This is a genomic window from Paenibacillus sp. R-74696 (assembly GCF_055814915.1).
On record NZ_JBPULM010000031.1, the window covers coordinates 273464 to 298196 of the forward strand.

Consider the following 24733-nt stretch of genomic DNA (forward strand, 5'->3'; position numbering starts at 1 on the left):
AGGAAATAAGACGCAGCAATCAGCAAATCGGGAGGACGGAAGATGCATCGAATACTCGTGGTAGATGACTCTTCTTTTATGCGGCATTTAATCAAGCGATATATTGAAGAAGATCCGAAGCTTAAAGTCGTAGGAGAAGCGAGAAATGGGGAGGAAGCTATTGCTGAAGCTCTCCGCCTGCGTCCAGATGTCATTACAATGGATGTGGAAATGCCCGGAATGGATGGGCTTACTGCCCTTTCGGAAATTATGCGACGTGTGCCGACCCCCGTTATTATACTCAGCTCCTTCCATAAATTTGGCGGGGAAGAGACCATTATGGCGCTTCAGCGCGGAGCGGTTGATTTTGTCGCCAAGCCGTCGGGAGAATTGTCAGCCGATATTTATAAAGTAAAGTCAGAATTGTGTGAAAAAATAAAAAATGCAGCCGGAGCGCCGATTCAGCGGCTTCTGAAGCTCGCGGGCGTGCCGCAGGCACTGCCTACGCCTCAGCCTCAGCTGAGAAAGACAACCTTGGCCGCATCTATCGTCCGTGAGCTTATAGCTGTAGGCTCCTCTACCGGAGGGTCGCAAGCGCTTACCGTGCTGCTCAAAAGCTTGCCCGCTGCTTTTGAGCATCCCATCGTCATCGTGCAGCATATGCCGGCGACCTTTACCGCTTCGTTAGCTCAAAGACTGGACGGAGTTAGCGCTGTGAAGGTCGTTGAGGCGAAGGATAAGCAGCAGCTTGTGAATGGAACGGTGTTCATCGCCCCCGGAGACAGCCACATGAATGTGGAGGAGAAGGATGGCAGTTACTTCATTAAGCTTCATCAAAAGCCGCTTGCCGGGCTCCATCGCCCATCGGTGGATGAGCTGTTCCGCTCGGTGGCGGAGCTTAAGCGGCTAAAGCGGCATCTCGTGCTGCTGACAGGCATGGGCAGCGATGGCGCAGAGCAAATGCTTCAAGCTAGGAAGGCAGGGCAAGCAGCAACGACGATAGCGGAAGCGAAGGAGACCTGTATCGTTTACGGCATGCCGAAAGCGGCAGTTGATCGAGGGGCCGTCGATTATGTGCTGCCCATTGAGCAGATTGGCAGAAAGCTGCTGGACGTTACCAGAGGCAAAATGTGAAAGGGGGTGAAATCATGCAGGGGGTAGAGCAAATGCAGTATGTGCAGTTTGGCGTAGGGGAAGAAAGCTATGGCATACGTATAGCTGAAGTTCATGAAATTATACGTATGCAGGAAATTACCGAAATACCGAATTGCCAGTTTTATGTGAAGGGAGTCATTAATTTACGCGGCAAAATTATTCCGGTTATTAGCCTGCGAGCGTTATTTTCACTAGATGAGGATGTGTACTCAAAAGCAACGCGGATCGTCGTTGTTCATCATCAGGAGGAGTCGATCGGCATTATTGTGGATCGGGTGCACAAGGTAACGACGTTTCACGATATTCAGCCACCACCGGAGCGGGTAGGCGGCATCAACGGCGCCTATTTTACAGGAATCGGTCTTACAGAGTCAGAATTGGTCGGCATATTAAAGATCGATGAGGTGCTGCTGCGCGATTAATGCTTCTAGCTTCACATGGCATATTTCAAGCAGCAAGTCAGCTCTCAAGTCAACGCTTATGAGGTGGTCCATATGTTCGATAACTCGGAATTTAGGCAAGTGTTTCTCGAGGAGCTTGAGGAACAGATCATGACGATGGAAGAAGAGATTTTATCTTTGGAAAAGCAAGGCTCTCATTCCGAGGGCATTCAGCGGCTTTTCCGGGCGGCACATACGATTAAAGGCTCTTCTGCGGCAATGGGCTATATGGAGCTCAAGCAGCTGACCCATGAATGGGAGCATCTACTTGATATGCTGCGTAATGAAGAGCTTGCGATGTCACGGGAATTGACGAATTTATTTTTTCAATGTCTCGACTTTATTAAAGATTTGCAAAACAGCATTATCCACGAGGAACTGCTGCCGGACCCTTCAGCGGTCATCAAGGAACTGGAACGGTTCTCGAAAGCCAATACGGAATCGGTCGCTGCTGCAAAGGAAGCAGCAGGTGATGCTTTGCCGGAAGAGGCGGAGCAGGTGCTGCAAGAATTTATACATAACGGTCAAACCGTATATAGGGTAACCGTCAAGCTCACCGAAGACTGCATGATGAAGCTGGCTCGCATTAGCATTATTGATATTTCCTTGCGGGCGTTTGGCGAGGTGCTGTGGAATGAGCCCAATATGAAGCTGGTGCAGGATGATCAGGATATTCATGCAGTGCGGTGGCTGATTGCCACTCAAGAGGTGGAGCCACTTGTTCTTGAGCAGGCGGTAGCTGGGCTGATGGATGTGCATAGCGTAAGGGTGGAGGCCGTGCAGCCGTCACAACCGGAAGCTGAGACAGCGGCAGCTTTAGAGCAAGAGCAGGACAATGCGGACATGCTGATCGGTTTTGCTGGAGGCGGAGCGGAGGAAGCCGCAGACAAGCCGCAGCAATCCAAAGCTTCAATGAAACAGCAGACGATTCGCGTCAACGTGGAACGGCTGGAAAATGTGCTCGATTTGCTCGGAGAGCTGGTCATCGACCAAACCCGCTTGAAGCAGGCCATTCAAACCTTGCATCAAGCGCATGGATATTCGGAGACGATGGATGACCTCGGCGAAATTAGCGACCATCTATCGAGGCTGATTGGCAGCCTGCAGGAAAATGTGCTGAAAGTGCGGATGCTGCCGATTGAGCAGCTGTTCAGCCGCTTCCCGCGGATGGTGCGTGATTTGGCACAAACACTGAACAAAAACGTTGATCTGCAAATGGTTGGCGGCGATACGGAGCTTGACCGCACGCTTATTGAAGAGGTCGGCGATCCGATGATTCATTTGATCCGCAATGCGGTGGACCACGGCATTGAAATGCCGGAGGAGCGGCTGAAGAGCGGCAAGCCCGAGCAGGGAATCGTCCGCATCAGCGCGGCGCATGAGGATAATCAGGTTGTCGTCGTCGTCGAGGATGATGGTGGGGGCATTGATACGATCAAGCTGCGCAAATCCGCTGTCGCTAAAGGGGTCATTACGGTTGAGGAGGCGGCACTGCTCGATGAGCATAAGGCGCTGCGTCTGATTTTTCACCCGGGCTTCTCGACCGCTTCCCAGCTTAGCGATGTATCGGGCAGAGGCGTGGGCATGGATATCGTGCGGACGGATATCGAGAGGCTTGGCGGAATTATTGATATTGATACGACCGTCGGCGTGGGAACGAAGTTCACGATAAGGCTGCCGCTGACGCTTGCCATTACAACCGGCTTGCTCGTCAAGGCGAGCGACCAGACGTTTATTTTGCCCATGAGCGCCGTCGTGGAAATTATTCGAGTCGATACAAGCACGCTCAAAATGATTAAAGGCTCACCGGTTATTAAAATTCGCAATCAGATTGTCCCGTTCGTATGGCTGCATGAAATGTTCGGCTATTCACGCACCGAGGGCGGCTCTGAAAAAATTCCGGTCGTGATGATCGGCAGAGCGGAGCAGCGGCTGGCTATTGCGGTCGATCAGCTGCTTGGCAATCAAGAGGTCGTTATCAAAACACTGGGCTCCTACGTGGGCAAGGTGGATGGCATTTCAGGAGCAACGATATTGGGCAACGGGCGCATTGCGTTGATTTTGGAAATAGGCGGCCTTATGAAAAAAGCGAGTGGCATCAGCTAGAACAGCGTTAGCTAGATCAGTAAGGAAACAAAGCAGCAACAGCAAATATTAGATAGAATAGGGAGGGTATTTGTTATGAATTGGTTCTACAACTTGAAAATCAGCGTCAAATTAATATCCGCATTTCTGATTGTTGCGATTATTTTAGGTGTCGTGGGTCTATTCGGTATTTACAATTTAGGCAAAATGAATGCGTCCCAGGATGATATGTATTTCAATAATTTGATTCCGGTTAAAGAAGCTTATGAGGCACAGGTCAACTATACCCGCATGCGGGTTCAAATTCGAAGCCTGTATATGCATGATACGGAGCAGCAGAAGCAGGCAGAGCTTGCTACAATTAGGGAAACGACAGTACTAGTTGAGAAGGCTGTGGAAAAATATAAAGCAACAAATATGAGTGATGATGCTAAAAGGATCATCGAAAGCTTTGATACGGATTGGAAAGCGTATTTGGCCATTTACAACAGGGGGATTGAACTCAATGCCGCTGGCCAGGATGCCTCGTTTAAAAATTTGATCAGCACCGAATTAAAAGCGCAGGGTGATATTATTTTCAATACGCTTGAGGATAGCATCGAGCTCTCGATTCGTGAAGCGGATGCAGCAAACCAGCAAGGGGAACAAACATACAACAGCGCATTGTTGATTACGATTGTCATTGTGGTGCTGGCGTTCTTACTGAGCGTTATTTTCGGAGTTGTGCTGTCCCGCATGATTTCGAGGCCGCTTAGTCGTATCGTTGTGCTCGCAAGAAATGTGGCGGACGGCGATTTGCGCGAGAAGGCGGATATTCATACGAAGGACGAGGTCGGCAACCTTGCTAATTCCTTTAACCATATGATTGACCGTTTGAACGGAACGGTTAGCGGAATTGTGGAATCCTCGCACAGCGTTGCTGCGGCAGCAGAGCAAATCTCGGCAGCGACACAGGAAATCGCAGGTGGCAGTACGGCGCAGGCATCGGCGGCACAGACGATTCATGAGCTGTTCAGCGAGCTGACGATGGCGATTCAATCGGTCGCGCAAAGCACGGAGCAGGCTTCGGAGCTGTCCGATTCCGCAATGAAAATTGCTAGAGAAGGCCGTACGATTATCGACAACTCGGTGAAAAGCATGAATGGCGTGCGCGAGCAAATGTCCCAGCTGGAGCAGGATTCCCATCAGGTTGGCGATATTATTGAGGTCATTGAGGATATTGCCGATCAAACGAATTTGCTGGCGCTGAATGCTGCTATTGAAGCGGCACGTGCAGGCGAGCAAGGTCGAGGCTTTGCGGTCGTTGCCGATGAGGTGCGCAAGCTGGCGGAGCGGAGTGGCGAGGCGACGAAGAAAATTACGGTCATCATTCAAGGCATGCAGCAAAATACGAAGCGCAGCGTAAATGCAGTCGAGGAAAGCGCAACGCTGTCGGAGAAAACGGGAGAAGCATTCGAGCGAATTACGAAGATGGTCAACGATACAGGCCACCGCGTATCCGAAATTGCGGCAGCAAGCGAAGAGCAGGCGGCCCAAGCGGCAAACGTATTAGCAACGGTTGAAAATGTTTCCGCCGCTGCTGAGGAATCCGCAGCTAGCAGTGAGGAATCCGCTGCGACTGCACAATCGCTGGCCCAGCTTGCGGATGATCTCCAGCATACGGTGTCGATATTTAAAACGGCATAATGATTGATGGAACAGGTGCGAATGTGAAGCTCACATAAAAACCCTAGGGGATTCGCACCTCAGAAATTGTAGGAATTTGTCGAATTTGAGTTATTTTAAGAAAAGTCAAGGTTTGATCTAGATTTGTTTAATATTATATTTATTGAAAAATGAAGTGATTGATGCCATGATGGGATCAATCACTTGTTTTTTCGCTGTCGCACTCCGTATGGAGTGCGTGGATTGAAACGTGTTTTGATTGCTAAAAGTGCAGCTGCCGGTTGCGTCGCACTCCGTATGGAGTGCGTGGATTGAAACTTCACCGGCACCATCTGAAGAGCCAGCAGCGACGTCGCACTCCGTATGGAGTGCGTGGATTGAAACATAATGGTATTTGGAGGTGGGAGTATAGCCTTCGTCGCACTCCGTATGGAGTGCGTGGATTGAAACGACGTAGTAGCTCCGCTTTCTTTTGTCGCCACAGTCGCACTCCGTATGGAGTGCGTGGATTGAAACATGAATCCAAACGGAAGCCAGTCGTGGGATGGTTAGTCGCACTCCGTATGGAGTGCGTGGATTGAAACGCAAAGATCGGCGCCAGGTCAAACGGTTTAGGGGTCGCACTCCGTATGGAGTGCGTGGATTGAAACGATGGCTACCGAGAGATCAGATTAAGGACGTACAGGTCGCACTCCGTATGGAGTGCGTGGATTGAAACACTTTGCTTAACCTTGATTTCATCGCGCACCGCAGTCGCACTCCGTATGGAGTGCGTGGATTGAAACATCCGAATCTTCCTCGCCCAAGCCAGCGGCTTCCGGTCGCACTCCGTATGGAGTGCGTGGATTGAAACATCTATACCCAATGAAGTAGCTACGAATAACACGTCGCACTCCGTATGGAGTGCGTGGATTGAAACACTGATCCTCCGAAGGACGACTTTTAATGCGCCTCGTCGCACTCCGTATGGCATGCGTGGATTGAAACTCTCAAACGCAGGAGGAGTTGGACGCTTACCTCCAGTTGCACTCCGTACAAAGTTAGTGAATTGAAAGCGGAAAATTCATGACTATTTTAATTTGCATATACTTCCAAATTCTTCAATCGAAGCTTTGCAATTCCACCATCCTTGAAAAGAAGAGCGCCTTAACACAAAAAACACCCGAAAATCCGCCAAAACAGCGATTTCGGGTGTTTTTTGTCTTGCCCTTTTACTACTTAATATACACGCTGCCGAATGGCAGCACTTCACGAAGCAATCGCTTGAAAAAGCCGTCGTTTTGCAGCGGATGCTCCAAATCTTTTCCATGCGAGCCTGTCTGAATCAGGACGGGTCCGCTTCCAGTTATTTTCCACTGGACGTTCATATTCTGGCTTGCTAGCTGATTGCCATAAACGGCAAGCTGGATGGTCGCATTCGCGGGATAAGCGACAAGCGAGCTGGTATTTACAAAAAGCGGGCGCTCCTTGTCCAATTGCAGCACCGCTATGTCGCCGCTTGTAATTACGCCAAGCTCGCCGGGGCCGGAGAAGCGCATCCGCACCAGCTCGCGGGTGATCCATACATTTTTCATTTTCTGAATGACGCTTTTGAGCTGCATGCCGTCTGTGAAATAGAGCACGTGGCGGTAGTCGAACAGCAAATCGCTTTCCGGTCCAATCGTGATCGTCTCCAGCGAGCAGCCTGGCGGCAAGCCGATTATAAATTCGGAGGGGCCGCTTAGCACGGCACGCACCCATTTCTTTTTACGATAAACGCCTGCCAAATTCATAAAACGATCCTCGCGCTGCTGCGGTGCGCCTTGGTAAGCAATTATCGCTCCCGGATGGAGCACATGGAGCTTGTCCGCATCCTGAAGCGTCACCTTCACATGTCCAATCGGCGCGGGGGAGGTTGCTTTCATCGACTACACTCCTCTGCCGGCATGCTTCTGCTTGCGCCAAACGAGATAGCGCCATACGCGCAGGGAAAGAATATAGGCGAAAATCAAACTCATAATGATGAGTGCTGTATTGATAAGCTTTTGCGTAAAGCTGGCTTGCTTCTGCTTGATTTGCTCCATTTCTTGAATAAGCGCGTTGTTCTGTTCCATTAGCTGCTCATTGGTTTTGCGGAACTGCTCGTTCTGCTGCATGAGCTCCTCTTGCCTGGCTGCGTATTGCTCTGCGTTTTGCAGCGACTCGGTGAGCTGCTCCTTCTGTGCATCAAGCTGCTGCTTGGCATCGATATATTGCTGCTCTAGCGCGTCGATTTTTTCGGGGGCCGAGAAAATGCCCTTTATGTTGCTCCACATGCCTGCTTCGGCAACCTGATGCGGAAATAGCAGAAATAGCAAGGACATGAATAATAGAGTAGAAACAAGGAATGGCGCTTTTGGCAACGTTGATCCCTCCTCTGATAATGCGATAGCTTTAGTGTAGCTTCTTTTTTGCCCATTTGCTAGATTGGCTGGACATGTTTATCGAAAGAATGATTTTTTTCGACAGCATCTATGCGGGCAGCAAAGCAACCTAAAGAGTTATACGACATTAAATGAGGATTGGTAACGGTAGAAAATAATAGAATTACAATTTTACTAGGATGTGTAACCAAACTTCAATATATCGAAGCTTGGTTTTTTAGGGAAGGAGTTGTTTCCGCGATATAAGTATGCTAAAATACCAATTAACCAAACATCCTATGTTTGATAAATAGATGAAATGAGGACTGACGTATGCTTCAGAAAACAAATCGGCTGACGCTGGTCGAGCAAGTCGCATTGCAAATGGAAGGACAGATCGAATCCGGTAAGTGGGATGTCGGGATGCGTATTCCGGCCGAGCCGGAGTTGATGATCGAGTTGAATGTTAGCCGTAATACATTGAGGGAAGCCATTCGTGCGTTGATCCACGCGGGACTCTTGAAGACGAAGCAAGGGGATGGAACGTACGTCTGCTCTTCGAGCGCGCTGGGAGTCGTACTGCAAAAACGAATCATGCGCTCCGATACGCTGCACACATTGGAAGTCCGGCATGCACTCGAGCGCGAGGGAGCCCATCTGGCTGCACAGCGCAGAACGGACGAAGAGGCGCGCGAGCTTCTTCTCCAACTGGAACGCTGGGAGGGGGCGGCAGCACGCGGTGACATGGATGCCATTGTTACGGAGGATATCCGTCTTCACCAAGGCATTATCGCGGCGTCTCATAACGAAATCTTGATTGAATTATACAACCATATCGCGGACGCGTCACAAGATTCGATTACAAGCTTGACTCGTTATGAAGCCGATGCGGATTTCTTGGAGATGCACCGGCAGCTGGTCGAAGCGATTGTCGATCAAGACGCGGATCGTGCCGTGGCAACGGTTCACCGTTATATTGCGGAATCGAAAGCTGTTCTTGAGGTCAAAGGAGGCGAGCGGCCATGAGCGTACCAAGCGCTACGAAATCAATGATGGCGAAGAAGTCGTTATCGTTGGGGTGGCCGATCATACTCGGCATCGTCCTGATCGCACTGACCATGCGGTCGCCGCTAACGTCGGTAGGCCCATTGGTCGGTTCGATTCGCGAAGCCCTCGGACTGTCGAATGCTGCGGCAGGTCTGCTCACTTCACTGCCGTTGCTTGCTTTCGCGCTGCTCTCACCGTTCACACCCATTCTGGCACGCCGCTTCGGCGTGGAGCGGACCCTGCTTTATGCGCTGGTTTTACTCATGGTTGGTATCGCGATCCGATCGTTGACCGCAACTGCTTCTTTGTTTGCAGGTACTGCTTTGATTGGGCTGGCGATTGCGGTGTGCAATGTGCTCATTCCAAGTTTGGTCAAACGGGATTTTACTCATCAAGTCGGCCTCATGACCGGCGTGTACTCCGTGTCAATGAATTTATGCGGGGCGATCGCTTCCGGTGTCAGTATTCCGGTCGCCCGCGACCTCGGCTTCGGCTGGAATGGCGCGCTCGGCATTTGGGGCATACTCGTTCTGGTGGCCGCGCTGTTCTGGTGGCCTCAAGCTCGGGCGAGTCGGGCGTCTGCCGTGGCAGCGACGAGCGGTGCGTCGAAGCGCCGAAGTCTGTGGCGATCGCCACTGGCATGGATGGTTACGATTTTTATGGGGATGCAGTCTCTCTTGTTCTATGTGTTGATCGCTTGGATGCCTGAAATCCTGTCAAGCCGGGGCTTGAATGAAGACAGCGGCGGCTTGCTGCTGTCGCTGTTTCAGATGGCTGCGCTGCCCGTAGCGTTCATTGTGCCGATCGTGGCGGGACGCATGAAGAACCAACGTTTGCTGGTCATCATCATGGCGGTTCTGTTGTTTGTTTCATTGGGAGGTCTTTATTTCGGAGGAAATGCGTTCATTTCGTTATGGATCGTTTTACTCGGAATTGGCGGGGGATGTGCGTTCAGCTTGGCCATGATCTTTTTAAGCTTGCGAACGAAAGATGCCTTCGATTCCGCTTCTCTGTCCGGCATGTCGCAATCGGTTGGCTATTTGCTGGCGGCAACCGGACCGATCTTGTTCGGTTTGCTTCATGATATCACGGCAAGCTGGAAGCCCCCGCTGTTGCTGCTGCTTGTCGTCAGCGCTCTGCTGCTCCTGTCCGGCCTCGGCGCCTCCAGAAATCGTACGGTATAAGGCAAATGAAAGAAAAAACAGACCCAAACAGCTCCGTGAATGAATGGATGAAGAAAAATAGGCAGAGCAGCGTCTGCCAGGTACAACCGATTATCGCGCTTCCAAGCAAGGCAGCTCAAGCTCGGCGGTGAGTCCGGCTCCAGGCCCGTTAGTTAACGCCAGCCGTCCGTGATGGGCTTTGGCTATTCGGAAAGCCATTGGCAGCCCGAGACCATGTCCAGAAGGTCTGGCATATTTTCGATTTGCGGAAAAAGGCAGCTCCAGCACATCGGCCAGCTCTTCCGGCGGGATGCCTCGTCCATTGTCTAATACGATGAATCGGCACGTATGCTTGTCGTCTGCAAGCTCTACTCCCAGCCTGATATCGCATCCCTGTGGATTATGGCGGATCGCATTGTGGACGAGATTGGTCATGGCACGCAGCAGCAGGCGCTCGTCCCCATATATTTGGGCAGTTTCGTTTATGTCATCCATTTCGAGCGTAAAGCTGGGCTCGAGTCCGGCATTAATAATATCGGATGCCACCTGGCGAGTCAGTGCTGCCAGCCGCAAAGCCTTCGGAGTGAGCGGCTGCATTTCATATTCCAGCATGGACACCAGATTCAAGTCACTTACTAAAGTACGCAGTTTCTCTGCTTGATAGCGGATAATACCTGCGTGCTTTCGCTGCAACGGAGGAATTCCTTGATGCTCCTCCAGCTCGCTGGCATAGCCGAGCACCATGGAAAGCGGGGTGCGAATATCATGGGAAATGCCAGCGATCCAGTTGGATCGCGCTTCATCCCTGGTTTTGAGCGAAGCATTTTTCTGATGCAGCAGCGATGAGGCATGGTTGACAGATTGGGCAAGGTCAGCGAGCATTCCCTTGGGCTCAAGCTGCACTTCCTGATCCGCGGCAAGCGCCTGTATGCCCTGCGTCAGCGGACGGATGGAAAGCAGGAGCCGGGAACCGATCAGCAGGGCGACAATCAGCACAAGCACAAGGTTCCCGATGAGAAGGAGCAGGGCGCGCAGCGGCAAATTTTTGACCCAGTCGGTCGGCAGTATATGCTGGTATTTGACAAGGCTGTCCTTCGGATAACCGATTACGATAAGACCATCTGCATGCTCCCACACAAATACGGGATAATCCATCAGGTAGCTCATGGAAAGCTTGGCGACGTCCGTCAGGCTATAGTGAACAGGGAGCTCTTCGGGCAAGCTGTGTCCCCACAAGACCTGCCCCGCCGAGCCAACTAACATCGCCCACACCTGCTGCTCATCCAGCAGTGCCGCCGTTTCGGCCTCAAGAACATACCCATTATTCGCAGTCTGCAGCCCTTCAGCCGTATGCCGCACAAGCGCAGCTGGCGAACTCCCCTCGACCGTCCCTGTACTAACCCAGATGAGCAGCAGCAAAAAGTTAAGCAAAAGCAAAGAGAGCGAGATTAGCATCGTCGCCCCAATAAAACGCTTTAAAATACGCACGATGCCTCCCATTATTCATCCCCCTTGACCAGCAGCTTGTACCCCAAGCCGCGAACGGTCAGCAGATGCTCGGGATTGGAGGGCAGCTCTTCTATTTTCTCGCGAATGCGGCGAATATGGACCATTAATGTATTTTCATAGCCATAATAATCATCGCTCCAGGCTGCTTGGCAAAGGGCATCATTGGTCACAATCCGGTTCCGGTTTTCATAAAACTTGGTTAGCAGAACAAGCTCCTTAGCGGTTAAAGAAACGTCCTCGCTGGACGTCCGCACAATGCCGCTTTCCAAATCAATAACACGGGGGCCCAGTTGAAAAATAGGGCGCTGCTCCTGACGGAATGGTGCATATACTCGCCGTAAAATCGCGCTCAACCGCAGCAGCAGCTCACGCGGCAAAAAAGGCTTCACCATGTAATCGTCGGCGCCTAGCCCAAGACCGAGCAAACGATCCTCATCCTCTCCTCTAGCGGATAGAAAAAGCACAGGAACGCTTGAGAACTGCCGCAGCGACTTGAGCAGGGCGAACCCGTCCCCGTCAGGCAGCATAATATCCATAATGACAAGGTCCGGCTTAGCCGCCCTTATGTTACGCAGTGCCTCTGCGCAGGTAGCCGCCTGAAAAATGCGGGTAAAGCCTTCCTTGCGTAAAAAACCTTCGACCATTTCCCTTAAATCGCTCTCGTCATCGACGATGAGCAGTTTTTTATGTTTTAAGTCTTCCATATTTTTGATCACCCATTTTCAGTATACCTTGCTTTTGCTGGTTTTGGAGCGTGACAGGGCGTCATCGGCCCGATTTAAGGCTGACGTAAGGTTAGCTTCAGTTTACAGCAAGGCGGCATCGTTATGCTTGATTGACAATATCAAAATGGGAGTGAATGACGATGCAGGCGATTGTATCTACCCGCGGCCTGTCCAAACGATACGGCAGCAGCTATTCGGTGGAAAAGCTCGATTTATTGGTGGAGGAGGGAGAGATTTATGGCTTTCTTGGACCGAATGGAGCCGGGAAATCGACGACTTTAAAAATGATTCTAGGGCTCGCTCAGCCGACAGAGGGCAGCGTATCCGTATTCGGCAAGGAGCTGGCCAAGCACCGCCGTCTTATTTTAAGCCAAACGGGCTCCCTAATTGAATCCCCTTCCTACTACGGACATCTGACCGGCTTGGAAAACATGCGCGTCGTCCAGCGGCTGCGGAATGTGCCCGGCAGCCATGTGCGAGAAGCACTGAAAATTGTCCGGCTGGAGCAGCAGCAAAATAAAATAGTATCGCAGTATTCCTTGGGCATGAAGCAGCGCTTAGGCATTGCGATGGCGCTGCTGGCTTCGCCTAAGCTGCTGGTGCTGGATGAGCCGACGAATGGGCTCGATCCGGCAGGTATTGGTGAAATCCGCGAGCTGATTAAATCTTTGCCGCAGCGATTAGGAATGACTGTGCTAATATCCAGCCATCTATTGTCGGAAATCGAACAGATCGCCACCTCAGTAGGCATTATCCATCAAGGCAAAATGCTGTTCCAAGGCAAGCTGGATCAGCTGCGAAATGAAAGCCGGCCGACAATTGCCTTTAAGACGAGCCAAAATCCGATGGCGCATTCGCTGCTCGCTGCCCAAGGCTTTACGCCGATTTTACAGGATGGCTTCCTGCGATTAAGCCATCTGACAGATGCTCAGGTAGCGCGAATCAACAGGGAACTGCTTGCAGCAGATATTGATGTGCTGCGCATAGAAGAGCATAAAAAAAGCTTGGAGAGCCTGTTTCTCGAATTGACAGGGAAGGAGCGCAGCTTATGATCCGCTCGATTTGGCTGGAATGCTACAAGCTGCGCCGAAGATACGTCGGGATGACGGTACTGCTGATGATTGGGGTGGAAATGGGGTGGGCGTTTCTGGCAACAAGCATGTCCATCGCCCGTAATCCTGACCAGGCAAGCTGGGAGCCGCTTATTGCGATGACAGCATCCTTGAACGGTCTGTTTGCCCCTATTCTCGCAGCGATCTGCGTATCGCGTATTTGTGATATGGAGCATAAGGGCAATACGTGGAAGCTGCTGCTGTCCATGTCTGTCAAGCGGGAGAGCTTATATGCTGCCAAATATGGCTGTGTAGCCCTTATTTTGCTGCTTGCCTGTTTTGTGCAAATATTAGCGCTGATTGGCTTCGGCAAAATGAACGGTTTTGAGGAAGCGGTGCCGATTATGCTGCTCGGACGCTTGCTTGCTGGAACGATGGCTGCCCATCTGGCCGTCATTGCCCTGCAGCAGTGGTTATCTATGGCGCTTAAAAATCAGGCATTCGCGCTATGTCTGGGCATGCTTGGCGGGTTCATTGGCATGGCTGCTGATTTGTTTCCAAGTGCAATAAGGCCATTGTTCATCTGGTCGTATTACTCGGGTCTTAGTCCGGTTGCCCAGAGTTATACGGATAATCAGCTTGAATTTATAGCGCGGGATTTAGGAGCAGGGCTTCCCATGCTGGGACTGCTGCTATTCCTGGGGTTGTTGATCTATGGGGCAGGCCGATGGCATGTATCCAGACAGGAGGTGTAGAGGATGCTTATGCTGAAAAGGGTAGTTCCCGCTGAATGGCTGAAGCTGCGCCATTCGCATCTATGGATCGTATTGCTTGCGCTGCCGATTGTCAGCGTCCTGATGGGCTGCGGTAATTTTTATATGAATCAGGGTGTATTGCAAAATGGCTGGTATAGCTTATGGTCGCAAGTCGGACTGTTTTATGGCGAGTTTTTCTTTCCCACGCTGATCGCTATTTGCTGTGCCTATCTTTGCAGATTGGAGCATACAGGTAAAAACTGGAATATGATGATGACAGCTCCGATTCCGGTTGCCAGCATTTTTTGGGCCAAGCTCTATACAGCTAGTATACTGACGGGCTTTGTGCAATTGGTGTTTGTCCTGCTCTATATGATAGGGGGAACAATGGTTGGATTAAGCCTCTCCGAATTGCCAGGAGAATTACTGGGCTGGCTCGTGCGGGGCTGGCTGGCTGCTGTTACGATTTGCAGCTTTCAATTGCTGCTTTCCTTGCGGATACGCAGCTTTGCCGTCCCTGTAGGAATCGGGCTAGGGGCAACCTTTCTGGGGCTGGGCATGTATGTAGCGAAGGCGGGGCTGTTTTTTCCACATTCGCTGTTGACGATTGGCATGGGCGTGCTGAGCCCGGAGCATTTGGCTCCCCAGCAGCAGCTAACGGTCGTTGTTGTGAATTTGCTCTATACGGCTGTATTCAGCGCCGCTGCCATTTACCGGCTGCGAACGGCCGACGTTTCGGCATAACGCCTATCATCATCGGACAGGTGAACAGCATTAGGCATCATTCGTCAAAATAAGCACAATATTGAAATTTTGAATATACGCATGGTACAAGGATATGGTAGCCTAGGAGGGAAGCGTTACCAATGATAAACGACGAATGATGAATAAACGAAGGAGCTGAACGTTAATGCTGCAACTCGACTTGACTGGAAAGATCGCGCTCGTAACCGGAGCGACTGGAGATTTGGGACGCGTGATGGTTAGAACGCTCGCAGACTGCGGGGCGGATGTCGTCATTCATTATCGGAGCAATGAGGACAAGGCGCTTGAGCTGAAGCAGGCGGTAGAAGCTTTGGGCAGACGCGCGATTACGGTTCAGGCAGATATTACGAAGCAAGGCGATGTAGACCGGCTTCAAGCGGAAGCGGCGGCAGGCCTTGGGCATGTGGATATTGTCGTGGCGAATGCCGTTATACAGTACCAGTGGGAAAGCGTGCTGAAGCAGCCGGTGGAGGATTATGAAAGCCAGTTCGAATCCTGCGTCATGCAGAGCGTCTATTTGGCAAAAGCATTCGTTCCCGCAATGGTGGAACGTGGCGGCGGTCGTTTTATCGGCATCAACACGGAATGTGCGATGCAAAATGCACCCGGCCAATCGGCCTACGTAGCAGGCAAAAGAGGAATGGACGGCGTGTACCGCGTGCTTGCCAAAGAGGTTGGCGAGAGCGGCATTACGGTCAACCAAGTGGCGCCGGGCTGGACGATCAGCGAACGGGACCGTGCTGCAGGCAGCGAGCGCAATGAAGGCTATGAGAAAAATGTACCGCTGAAGCGGCGGGGAAGCGATCAGGAAATTGCCAACACAGTCGCATTTCTGGCGTCCGAGCTGTCCAGCTTCATTACGGGTGCGTATGTGCCGGTCAATGGCGGAAACGTTATGCCAGCGATTTAAAGTAGCTGCATAAATTGATAGGAGGTGTTCTCTTGTCCGAATCTACGATTAGTAAACAACTTGTTGCGCTTGGTATTGTGCTGCCTAAGGCGAGTGAGCCTGCGGCAAAATACGCAAACTGTGTAAATGTGAATGGACTGCTGTTTGTTTCAGGCAAGGGGCCATCTGGAGGTCCGAAGGGCAAGCTGGGCAAAGACTTCACGACTGAGGAAGGTTATGAATTTGCCCGGCAGGCGGGGCTTGAGGTGCTGGCCGTGCTGCAGGATGCACTGGGCTCCCTTGATAAAGTAAAGCGGGTCGTGAAAATTCAAGGCTTCGTTAATGCGACAGCTGAATTCGAAGAGCATCACAAGGTGCTGAATGGCTGCTCAGACTTATTGATGGATGTGTTCGGGGAAAAAGGAAGCCATGCCCGCTCCGTCCTCGGTGCTGTATCGGTAAGAAACAATCTCCCAATCATTGTGGATTCGATTTTTGAAGTAGAGGAGTAGAGGGACGACATGTAAATCCCTCATTTCTCTAAATGAAAGAAAGCCGGAGCGCCCGCTCGTATGCGGGGCTTCGGCTTTCTTTAAAATAGAGGAAAGAATATGATGTTTCCATCCTTTCTCTCTATTTCTCGGACTGAAACGCGCCGCGCCGCCAGAGGACGGCAAAGCCGTTTACGCTTGAAATATAGGAAAGCATATGATTTCGTTATCCTTTCTCTCTATTTCATCGCGAAACGAAAGCTTTACCGCCAGAGGACGGCAAAGCCGTTTACGCTTGCGTATGCTGCAGTTACTTGGCAGCCGGCTTCACATACAGGCGGCTCGTCTCTTCCCAGATGCCGTTTGGCTCCAGGCTGACCAGGCCGATTTCGTCTGCTGGCAGATCGACATTCGGTGCATTAACGAGGTTAAGCTGCGGCTCAGGGCAGAAAAACTGTCCGGAGGCGTTGCTGTTCCACACCATCCACTGTTTATAGGCTGTTCCCGCATCATAGACCAAAGTCACTTGCTCGCGCGCATCCGTCAGCTCCATCTGATTGCGGCCATTGCGCGTCTCCACCGTATAGTGATTGTCCAGTGGCTCAAAATAAGGAGAAGCGCCCGTCGTTTTCAGCTTCTCTTCATCGCTGCTAAGCGGCTGAAATTGACCTGTAGGCAGCATGCGCTCATCTAGTTCCCAGCGTTTGCCCGCTGTCAGCGTGAAGCTGTAGTCGCCCGAAGTGCTTTGCGGGGCAAAAGGCGCATTGATCGCCGTATGGAAGCCGATCAGGCATGGCATTGCGTCATTCCCGCGGTTATGTACGGAAATATGCTGGAATAGTCCTTGGTCATTCAATGAATAGCGCAGCGTAATCGCAAAACGATGCGGCAAATACGTATAAATCGGATGCTGCTCATCCACTGCGATTTGAAGCAGCACGTAGCTTTCGGTTTTCAATGTGCCGTAGTCCAGCACTTCCCATGCAGCCGTATGTACGAAGCCATGCAAATGGTTTCCTGTTTTTGGCTCATTAATTGGGAACGTATACGTCTTGCCGTTCATAGTAAATGTGCCATCCTGATAACGGTTCGGAGGGAACAGCACGGGAATGCCGTGAGTACCAGGACTTGCTTTAAATGCTGCCATCTCGCTCTCAGCTGGCTCATGCAGAAAATGATAGCCCTTCTCTATATCGCGGAACGCAATCAGGTTAGCACCTACTGCGGGCAGAACCGCTGCCTCGTAGGCTCCCCATTTTAACCAAACGGCTGGTTCTCCATGAAATGCTTGCTCAAGCGCTTGTCCTTGCTTGCTCATAATAGCCTCCTTAAATTTGGCGAATATTTGGCGATTCATGCTCCAGATTAGAATAACAGGATCAATGTAAACACACAACCGCCGTATTCCGTGAATTACGGTATACGGCGGTTGTGTGTGAATGGACGACGAATGTTTGAGCATATGGACGTAGGGAAGTTGTGTGCGGTATGTGCTTGTTAACCGATTATTGCGCTTGCCCTACGAGCTGCTTGATGACAGTTTGCTTTCGTCTAGGGATAGGGATGTTCTTGGAGTCGGATGCATCGGTGCCGAAATAAGCAATGCCATCCGTGATCGCCTTCACTTTGCGAATGTTAATGTAGCAATTGGAGCTGACTTGATAAAAATGGCTGTCGTCAATCAGCTTGCGAATTTGGTCCCCGGTCATTCTTTTCTTTATATTGTAGTTTCTGCCGTGGAAGCTGACGAGCTCGGGCATGCCGACCTTGAAAAAAAGGACGTCCGACTCAATTTCAAAATCCTCGTAAATATTGCGTTCACCGTTCAATACAGTATTCATCATTCCATAAGCCCCCTTCAAGAAATGAGAATGAAAACGGAAAATTGTTAGCGCTTACATTATATCATGGGCAGAAGACATTGGAAAGCGTTTTTTCAAAAACGGTTGTCATGCTTAATTTCATTGTGCTATGGTCACTATAATATAAAAATTACGCTTACATAATGAGAGTATGAGAGGATGAATACGATTGAAAGCAAACAAGCTCGCAGGAATCGTCTATATCGGCTGCTACGGCAGTGCAGCGGAGCCGTGTATTTACGTGGCGAAGCAGGATAGCGAAAACGGTTCGCTAACTGTCATTCAGCAGGTAACGGGTATCGAAAACGCGTCATTTCTGAACGTGAATGAAGCAAGGGACCGGCTGTATGCGGTCAGTGAAACGGCGGAAGCAAATGGTGTGCGGGGCGGCGAGGTTGCTGCTTATGCGATTGACCCAGCAACCGGCAAGCTGAGGGAGCTAAACCGCCAGTCTACCCATGGCGAGCATCCATGCTATGTCAGCTCGGATGGAAAGTCCGTATTCGTAGCTAATTATACAGGCGGGAATGCAGCGATACTGCCGCTTGCAGAGGATGGGTCCTTGAAGCCGGCGGCGGCAGTTGTCGGCAGCAAGGGAGAGCTTGGGCCAAATGCGAGCCGTCAGGATGCGCCGCATGCCCATGCGATTTTGCCACTCGGCGGGCCTTCGCCTTATGTTTACATAACGGATCTCGGCACGGATTCCATCCTTATTTACCGCCAAAATCCAGAGGGTGCGGAGCCGCTTCAGCACGTGTCCTCCTACCAGCTGCATGCAGGAGCAGGACCGCGGCATTTGGCGCTGCATGAGCAGCTTCCCATCGTCTATGTGATGAATGAGCTGGATTCGACGGTTTCGGTGCTGAAAAAGAATGCGGAGGATGCAGGCTCCTTGGAGCTGGTGCAGACCATTAGCGCGCTGCCTGAAGGGTTTAACGCGTACAACGATGCGGCGCATATTGCGCTGGCACCGTCGGGCAAGTTTTTGTACAGCTCCAATCGCGGCCATAACAGCCTTGCGGTATTTGCAGTGAATGCGGCTGACGGCAGCCTAACGCTTGTGCAGCATATTTCCTGCGGCGGGGAAGGCCCCCGCAATTTTACACTTGCTCCTGATGGCAGCAGGCTGCTTGTGGCGAACCAGAAGACGAATCATCTTTTGAGCTATCGGGTTGATGCAGGCAGCGGCTTGCTGACATCTGAAGGCGAGCTGTTACAAATTTCAAGCCCTGTGTTCGTCTGGATCGGTTAAGCACAGCAGAAACAGTGAGAGAAGGCGCGCGGCATGTCCAAGGCACATCCATTAAGCAATCCTACTAAAACAGTTGATTCGAAAAATAAAGCGTTATTTGGCATATTATTTGCTATAAGCGGCGTCCATCTGCTGAATGATTCGATGCAGTCGGTCGTCGCCGCCCTTTTTCCGATTTTTGAACAATCGCTCGGTCTAACGTTCGGCCAGATCGGCTGGATTACGTTTACTTTGTATATGACCTCCTCCGTATTGCAGCCGGTTATTGGCATTTTATCGGATAAAAAGCCTGCGCCATGGATGCTCATTGCCGGCATGTGCTGCAGCATGGCAGGGATGGCGGGACTTGCGTATGCGCCAAACTTCTGGACACTGCTGCTCGCGGTTGTATTCGTCGGCTTTGGGTCAGCGGTATTTCATCCCGAAGGCTCGCGGGTTGTTTATTTTGCTGCGGGTGGCAGGCGCGGATTGGCGCAGTCGATCTATCAGGTCGGCGGCAATTTTGGACAAGCGCTAGCGCCGCTCATGACGATTTTTATATTCGTCCCGCTTGGGCAGCGCGGTGCTGTATGGGGGACGCTGCTGGCGCTGGCAGGCATTATGCTGCTGCTGCGCATCGTGCCTTGGTACGCAGCGGAGCTTGCGGCGAAAGGGCTTGCGGATCGCAAGGCGAAGCAGAGTGGTACAGCCGCAGCAAATGCGGATGCACTTAGCACGAAAGCGGTAGCTATTGCGCTGGGACTGCTGCTCGTCATGGTGTTTGCCCGTTCCTGGTATGCAGCGGGGATCACAAGCTTTTATCAATTTTATTTGCAGCGGGATTATGGGCTGTCGATTGGTGCTGCACAGGTGCCGCTCTTTTTGTTCATGGCGGCAGGTGTCGCTGGCACTTTTTTCGGCGGCACGCTATCCGACCGCTTCGGGCGCAAGCGGATGCTGCTGTTCTCGATTGCGGGGGCTGCGCCGCTGACCGTCATTTTGCCGCATTTGCCGATTTTCTGGGTGTATCCGGTCATTACACTGCTCGGCCTTATTCTCCAGTCGAGCTTCTCGGTCAGTGTCGTCTACGCGCAGGAGCTAATGCCAGGTAAGGTCGGCATGGCATCGGGGCTTATTACCGGACTCGCCTTCGGCATGGGCGGCTTGGGAGCCATAGTGCTCGGCACAGCAGCCGACCACTACAGCATTTCGCAAGTAATGTACGCCTCCAGCGTGCTGCCGCTGCTCGGCTTGTTCGGTATCTTGCTGCCGAAGGATCGGCGGGATTAAGCTTTGCTTGAAGAAGTCTCCAAAACCGTGGATAGGCGCGGTTTTGGAGATTTTTTGCTTCTATAAGCACAGGGAGAGCTTTCCCTGCCTTTTATAATTTGATTTTTTAAAGTGGATATTGTAAATAACCAAACGAAATGATATTATGTCTATAAAATATAGTGTTTGGAATAGGTGGTGTTTGTTTTGTCGCAAAATGATTTGTTCTGGTCAGCGGAGCTTGCCGACTTGAAGAAAGGCTTTGTGTTCGTTCAAGACGAGGGTCGATACAGCTGTCTCGTATGTGGAGCAGCCTTCGAGGATGGAGAAGTATTCCGTGTTCCTGATAACGATAAATGGTATGATGCCCGCAAATATGCGGCCTATCATGTTCAGCATAGCCATGGCTCGATGCTCGATTATTTGCTCGGTCTGGATAAGAAGGCGAGCGGTCTGACCGATTTGCAAAAGCAGCTCATCCGTCAGTTTGCCTCGGGCATGTCCGATGCGGAAATCGTCAGAAGCTCGGGAGGTGGCAGCGCCTCGACCATTCGCAACCATCGGTTTGTGCTGAAGGAGAAAGCGAAGCAGGCGAAGCTGCTGCTGGCCGTCATTGAACTGATGGAGAGCGGAGTGTCCGCAGATACACCGCATTTTATGCCGATTCACCGCACAGCGACGCAGGTTGATGAACGGTATGCGATTACAGAGGATGAATACGAGTCGATTATGCAGCAATATTTTCCGCAGGGGCCGAATGGTCCGCTTGCTTCGTTCCCACGTAAGGAGAAGCGCAAGGTGGCGATTTTGCGCCATATTTCAGCAGACTTTGAAGCTTCGCGCAAGTACACGGAGAAGGAAGTAAATGACCTGCTTAAACGTTACTGGGAAGCAGACTATGTGACGCTGCGCCGCTATTTAATTGAATATGGCTTTCTTGACCGTACGGATGATTGCAGCGAATATTGGGTTAAAGGCTGACTTGGCAAGGGCAGCTTGCTAGCTGAAAGTGAATAGACGAATTTGAGGAGGAATAACGATGAATAAAGAAGAGCGCAAGCAGCTGACGGCACAGTATATGGAGCAGGAACGGGTAATGGGCGTCTATCAAATTACGAATACGGCAAGCGGACGCAGGTTTATTGGCTCGACCTCCAATATGGATGGGGCGCTGAACCGGGTGCGGTTTGAGCTGGACTTTGGCACGCACAAAAATGATGAGCTGCAAATGGACTGGAATGAGCAGGGAGCGGCGCAGTTCGAATTTGATATTTTGGAAAAAATGAAGCTCGAAGAGAAGGTGCTGTTCGATTATAAGGATGTAAACCCAGCGGAGCAGGGAGGCACGTCGGCCGAGCAAATGCGCAAATATAAAAAAGCGGCCGAGGGGTTGGAACAGAAGTGGCTGGAGAAGCTGCTGGCCGAAGGCGTCGATTGTTATAACGAGCCGGAATAGGCTGCATCAGATTGGGAGAACGAGCATGATTTTAGCTTATGAGGCGGCATAAAAAGAAGGAGCAGGATCATTCGCCCTAAGGGACCGGATGGTCCTGTTTTGTATGCTTGTCGCTATTTAGCTTGCCCAATCGATAAACTGTATCGGTCCATAGACAATTTCTATTAGCAAGTAAATTGACGGTAAGAGAAGGGAAGTGATAGAGTGTTGTTAATCATAAAACCAATTAAATTAATAAGTTTTATCGGGATTCGAACGAGAGGTGAAGGGCGGGAACGAATGGAGGAGCAGCACAGTGCTTCACTGGAAGCGTAATCTTTATATTTTATGGTTTGGGCTTTTTTTCAATCATATGGCATATACGCTATCGGTGCCATTTTTTCCATTGTTTTTGCAGCATGATCTCGGTGTCGACAAGGGACTGGAGGCTTGGTCCGGCGTTTCCATTGCGATTAGCTTTCTGATTAGCGGTTTATGTGCGCCCTTCTGGGGCTCGCTTGCTGATAAATATGGCAGCAAGCTGATGCTTGTGCGTTCAGGCGTTGGCCTTGGGGCCGCGCATGTGGCGAACTATTTTGTCTATGATCCTTATACGTTTATCATTGTGAGGATTTTTCAAGGGCTGATGGCCGGTTTTACGCCCGCCTCGCTCGCTTTGGTCGGGACGAACACACCGGAAAAGCATGTCGGGTACGCACTCGGCGTCATCTCCACATCGACCGCTGCTGGCGGCATTATAGGTCCGCTTGTCGGAGGCGTGCTGAGCCAGTGGATTGGACTGCGTGAATGCTTCATTGCGTCAGGCATCATTACGCTGATTTCAGCGTCCGTCGTTTTAGGTGTAAAAGAAGTACGTGAGCGCCGCACCGAGGCACGGCCGAGTGTGCTTCAGGATTTGAAGCAGGCAGCCCGGAATTCCAAGTTAATTCGCATTTATGGGCTGATTTTGCTGGTGTCCACCTCGGTCATGATTTTGGAGCCGCTGGTTACGCTCTATGTTGTGCAAATTGGCGGCAGCATAAGCAACGCTAAGCTTAGCTCGGGTATTGTATTTTCGGCGATAGGGGTTGCAACCGTCATTATGGGCCCTTATTGGGGGAGGCTTGGCGGACGGATCGGTTATGGCAGGGTGCTGCTTATTGGGCTGATTGGTGGCGGCATTGGCAATTTGCTTCAGTTGACCATGCAGCATCTGGTCGGCTTTGGGATTTTGCGCTTTGGCTATGGTTTATTTTTCGCCGCAGTGTATCCAGCGCTGAATGCGCTCGTTATCCAATATGCGGATAAGGATTTTCGGGGGAGAGCGGTTAGCTTGAGCCAAACCGCCAGTCAATTTGGTATTGTAGTCGGCCCGCTGCTTGGCGGCTTTATTGGCGGGTGGGCCGGTATCCCATTTGTATTTTTATTAACAGGTATTACTTTGCTGGGAGCAGCATGGGGAATAAGGGAGGCAAGTCATGACAAAACGACAATTGAAGCTAGGGGCTAATTTAAATGGGGTGGGCAACAGCATTTCTTTTTGGCGCCATCCGGATGTGCCTATAAATGCGAGCGTAAGCTTGGATTTTTACAAAAAGCAGGCGCAAATAGCCGAGCAAGGCAAATTTGATCTGCTGTTTATTGCGGACGGCTTGTTCATTAACGAGAAGTCCAATCCGCATTTTTTAAACCGGTTTGAGCCATTGACGCTGTTGTCGGCGCTGGCGGGAGCTACCTCGCATATCGGCCTTGTTGCGACGTTATCGACCTCCTACAGCGAGCCGTTTACGGTCGCTAGACAGTTCGCCTCCATTGACCAATTGAGCAGCGGCAGAGCGGGCTGGAATGTCGTCACTTCGCCGCTTGAAGGCTCGGCTTTGAATTTTGGCAAAGGTGAGCATCCGAATCATGCGCTGCGCTACGAAATGGCCGAAGAGCATTTGGAAGTAGTCAAAGGCTTGTGGGATTCATGGGAAGACGATGCGTTTGTCGGCGACAAAACAGCTGGCGTGTTTTTTGATAAGGAGAAGCTGCATACGCTGCATCATAAAGGCACTTTTTTCTCGGTACAGGGGCCGCTTAATGTGGCGCGTTCCCGTCAGGGCTATCCGGTTATTTTCCAGGCTGGCTCCTCGGAAGCGGGCAAGGATTTAGCAGCGAGGTCGGCTGATGCGATCTATTCGGCACATGAAACGTTCGAGGAAGCGAGGGCTTTTTATCAGGATGTGAAAGGAAGAGCGGCAGCATTGGGACGGGAGTCTGGCGAGCTGCTGATTTTTCCAGGGATCGGGCCAATTGTCGGCAGAACCGAAGCGGAGGCAGAGCAGAAGTATCAGGAAATAGCTGAACTCGTGGAAATGGAACAAGCGCTGCTTTATTTGGGGCGTTACTTTGATCATTATGACTTTTCCCCGTTTCCACTGGATGAAGCATTCCCAGACATTGGCGATATCGGCAGCAACAGCTTCCGCAGCACAACGGACAAAATCAAGCAGGAGGCGAGAGAGCAAGGACTCACACTGCGCCAAGTCGCACTTCGTGCATCAACACCCCGCACATCGTTTATCGGCACGCCGGAAACCATTGCAGATCAGATTCAGCAATGGTTTGAAGGGGAGGCGGCAGATGGCTTCAACGTTCGAACGGTCGTCCCAGGAGGCTTGGCAGATTTCGTAGAGCTGGTTGTTCCGATTTTGCAGCAGCGCGGGCTATTTCGTACCGAATACGAAAGCGACACGCTGCGCGGCAATTTAGGGCTTGAAGTGCCGAGTAATCGGTATGCGGTAAAGCATTGATTCTAGCATCAACCAACGACAAAAAAACGGCCGAGATCGG

General features: G+C 51.2%; 23 protein-coding genes and 1 CRISPR repeat array. Of the genes, 17 read left to right on the forward strand and 6 right to left on the reverse strand.

Annotated elements, in window-relative coordinates; genetic code table 11:
• Positions 1 to 42 precede the first annotated feature (42 nt).
• The 4 genes from ACSR9A_RS16180 to ACSR9A_RS16195 all read left to right on the forward strand — a co-directional run bounded on the left by ACSR9A_RS16180 (position 43) and on the right by ACSR9A_RS16195 (position 5345).
• Entirely contained in the window at positions 43 to 1113 is a 1071-nt protein-coding gene (locus tag ACSR9A_RS16180) for a protein-glutamate methylesterase/protein-glutamine glutaminase (protein ID WP_473758274.1), read from the forward strand.
• A 14-nt stretch (positions 1114 to 1127) separates the two neighbouring features.
• Positions 1128 to 1556, forward strand: a complete 429-nt coding sequence (locus tag ACSR9A_RS16185; RefSeq protein WP_338554800.1) for a chemotaxis protein CheW — start codon at positions 1128 to 1130, stop codon at positions 1554 to 1556.
• Between the two features lie 72 nt (positions 1557 to 1628).
• The gene (locus ACSR9A_RS16190) at positions 1629 to 3680 is read left to right on the forward strand and encodes a chemotaxis protein CheW (RefSeq protein ID WP_473758275.1); all 2052 of its coding nucleotides are present in this window, start codon (positions 1629 to 1631) and stop codon (positions 3678 to 3680) included.
• 75 nt (positions 3681 to 3755) lie between these two features.
• Positions 3756 to 5345: a methyl-accepting chemotaxis protein gene (locus tag ACSR9A_RS16195; protein WP_473758277.1), complete on the forward strand. Its 1590-nt coding sequence runs from the start codon at positions 3756 to 3758 to the stop codon at positions 5343 to 5345.
• Between the two features lie 196 nt (positions 5346 to 5541).
• Positions 5542 to 6311: a CRISPR direct-repeat array (repeat unit 33 nt; unit sequence GTCGCACTCCGTATGGAGTGCGTGGATTGAAAC).
• Positions 6312 to 6538: 227 nt separating this feature from the next.
• Here ACSR9A_RS16195 and ACSR9A_RS16200 read toward each other — a convergent pair.
• Entirely contained in the window at positions 6539 to 7228 is a 690-nt protein-coding gene (locus ACSR9A_RS16200; RefSeq protein WP_338554803.1) for an AIM24 family protein, read from the reverse strand.
• Positions 7229 to 7231: 3 nt separating this feature from the next.
• Positions 7232 to 7705 carry a DUF3450 domain-containing protein gene (locus tag ACSR9A_RS16205; protein ID WP_473758279.1) on the reverse strand — a complete coding sequence of 158 codons (474 nt, stop codon included), beginning with the start codon at positions 7703 to 7705 and terminating at the stop codon, positions 7232 to 7234.
• A 333-nt stretch (positions 7706 to 8038) separates the two neighbouring features.
• Between ACSR9A_RS16205 and ACSR9A_RS16210 the strand changes: the two genes are divergently transcribed.
• Positions 8039 to 8731: a FadR/GntR family transcriptional regulator gene (locus ACSR9A_RS16210; protein WP_473758280.1), complete on the forward strand. Its 693-nt coding sequence runs from the start codon at positions 8039 to 8041 to the stop codon at positions 8729 to 8731.
• Positions 8728 to 9936, forward strand: coding sequence for a CynX/NimT family MFS transporter (locus ACSR9A_RS16215; RefSeq protein WP_473758281.1), 1209 nt, complete (start codon positions 8728 to 8730; stop codon positions 9934 to 9936). Before ACSR9A_RS16210 ends, ACSR9A_RS16215 begins: the two co-directional genes overlap by 4 nt.
• A gap of 90 nt (positions 9937 to 10026) precedes the next feature.
• On the opposite strand, the gene ACSR9A_RS16220 is transcribed toward ACSR9A_RS16215, so the two are convergent.
• Together ACSR9A_RS16220 and ACSR9A_RS16225 are read right to left on the reverse strand one after the other, a co-directional pair.
• On the reverse strand, positions 10027 to 11415 hold the full coding sequence (locus ACSR9A_RS16220) for a sensor histidine kinase (RefSeq protein WP_473758282.1): 1389 nt from the start codon (positions 11413 to 11415) through the stop codon (positions 10027 to 10029).
• Complete coding sequence (locus ACSR9A_RS16225) at positions 11415 to 12128, reverse strand: response regulator transcription factor (RefSeq protein WP_473758283.1); 714 nt, start codon at positions 12126 to 12128, stop codon at positions 11415 to 11417. Before ACSR9A_RS16225 ends, ACSR9A_RS16220 begins: the two co-directional genes overlap by 1 nt.
• A 155-nt stretch (positions 12129 to 12283) precedes the next feature.
• Between ACSR9A_RS16225 and ACSR9A_RS16230 the strand changes: the two genes are divergently transcribed.
• The 5 genes from ACSR9A_RS16230 (at position 12284) to ACSR9A_RS16250 (ending at position 16122) form a co-directional block, all read left to right on the forward strand.
• Entirely contained in the window at positions 12284 to 13201 is a 918-nt protein-coding gene (locus tag ACSR9A_RS16230; RefSeq protein WP_473758284.1) for an ABC transporter ATP-binding protein, read from the forward strand.
• Positions 13198 to 13956 carry an ABC transporter permease gene (locus ACSR9A_RS16235; RefSeq protein WP_473758285.1) on the forward strand — a complete coding sequence of 253 codons (759 nt, stop codon included), beginning with the start codon at positions 13198 to 13200 and terminating at the stop codon, positions 13954 to 13956. The genes ACSR9A_RS16230 and ACSR9A_RS16235 overlap by 4 nt, the downstream gene beginning before the upstream one ends.
• 9 nt (positions 13957 to 13965) lie before the next feature.
• Positions 13966 to 14700 (forward strand): ABC transporter permease, encoded by a 735-nt coding sequence (locus tag ACSR9A_RS16240; protein WP_473758430.1) that lies wholly within the window; start codon positions 13966 to 13968, stop codon positions 14698 to 14700.
• A 169-nt stretch (positions 14701 to 14869) separates the two neighbouring features.
• On the forward strand, positions 14870 to 15631 hold the full coding sequence (locus ACSR9A_RS16245) for an SDR family NAD(P)-dependent oxidoreductase (RefSeq protein ID WP_473758431.1): 762 nt from the start codon (positions 14870 to 14872) through the stop codon (positions 15629 to 15631).
• A 32-nt stretch (positions 15632 to 15663) separates the two neighbouring features.
• Positions 15664 to 16122: a RidA family protein gene (locus ACSR9A_RS16250; protein ID WP_473758286.1), complete on the forward strand. Its 459-nt coding sequence runs from the start codon at positions 15664 to 15666 to the stop codon at positions 16120 to 16122.
• A 289-nt stretch (positions 16123 to 16411) separates the two neighbouring features.
• Here the strand turns inward: ACSR9A_RS16250 and ACSR9A_RS16255 are convergent, their stop codons facing one another.
• Both ACSR9A_RS16255 and ACSR9A_RS16260 read right to left on the reverse strand, forming a co-directional pair.
• On the reverse strand, positions 16412 to 17419 hold the full coding sequence (locus ACSR9A_RS16255; protein WP_473758288.1) for an aldose 1-epimerase: 1008 nt from the start codon (positions 17417 to 17419) through the stop codon (positions 16412 to 16414).
• 187 nt (positions 17420 to 17606) lie between these two features.
• The gene (locus ACSR9A_RS16260; RefSeq protein WP_046228950.1) at positions 17607 to 17945 is read right to left on the reverse strand and encodes a LytTR family transcriptional regulator DNA-binding domain-containing protein; all 339 of its coding nucleotides are present in this window, start codon (positions 17943 to 17945) and stop codon (positions 17607 to 17609) included.
• A gap of 187 nt (positions 17946 to 18132) precedes the next feature.
• On the opposite strand from ACSR9A_RS16260, the gene ACSR9A_RS16265 reads away from it, so the two are divergent.
• The 6 genes from ACSR9A_RS16265 to ACSR9A_RS16290 all read left to right on the forward strand — a co-directional run bounded on the left by ACSR9A_RS16265 (position 18133) and on the right by ACSR9A_RS16290 (position 24693).
• Positions 18133 to 19215 (forward strand): lactonase family protein, encoded by a 1083-nt coding sequence (locus ACSR9A_RS16265; RefSeq protein WP_473758290.1) that lies wholly within the window; start codon positions 18133 to 18135, stop codon positions 19213 to 19215.
• A 33-nt stretch (positions 19216 to 19248) separates the two neighbouring features.
• On the forward strand, positions 19249 to 20484 hold the full coding sequence (locus ACSR9A_RS16270; protein WP_473758292.1) for an MFS transporter: 1236 nt from the start codon (positions 19249 to 19251) through the stop codon (positions 20482 to 20484).
• Between the two features lie 177 nt (positions 20485 to 20661).
• Positions 20662 to 21444 carry a DUF2087 domain-containing protein gene (locus tag ACSR9A_RS16275; RefSeq protein WP_473758432.1) on the forward strand — a complete coding sequence of 261 codons (783 nt, stop codon included), beginning with the start codon at positions 20662 to 20664 and terminating at the stop codon, positions 21442 to 21444.
• Positions 21445 to 21502: 58 nt separating this feature from the next.
• Positions 21503 to 21919 carry a GIY-YIG nuclease family protein gene (locus tag ACSR9A_RS16280; protein ID WP_473758293.1) on the forward strand — a complete coding sequence of 139 codons (417 nt, stop codon included), beginning with the start codon at positions 21503 to 21505 and terminating at the stop codon, positions 21917 to 21919.
• Between the two features lie 295 nt (positions 21920 to 22214).
• Positions 22215 to 23408, forward strand: a complete 1194-nt coding sequence (locus ACSR9A_RS16285; protein WP_473758294.1) for an MFS transporter — start codon at positions 22215 to 22217, stop codon at positions 23406 to 23408.
• A complete protein-coding gene (locus ACSR9A_RS16290; protein ID WP_473758295.1) occupies positions 23377 to 24693 on the forward strand; it encodes an LLM class flavin-dependent oxidoreductase in 1317 nt (438 codons plus the stop codon). The genes ACSR9A_RS16285 and ACSR9A_RS16290 overlap by 32 nt, the downstream gene beginning before the upstream one ends.
• Positions 24694 to 24733: the final 40 nt, after the last annotated feature.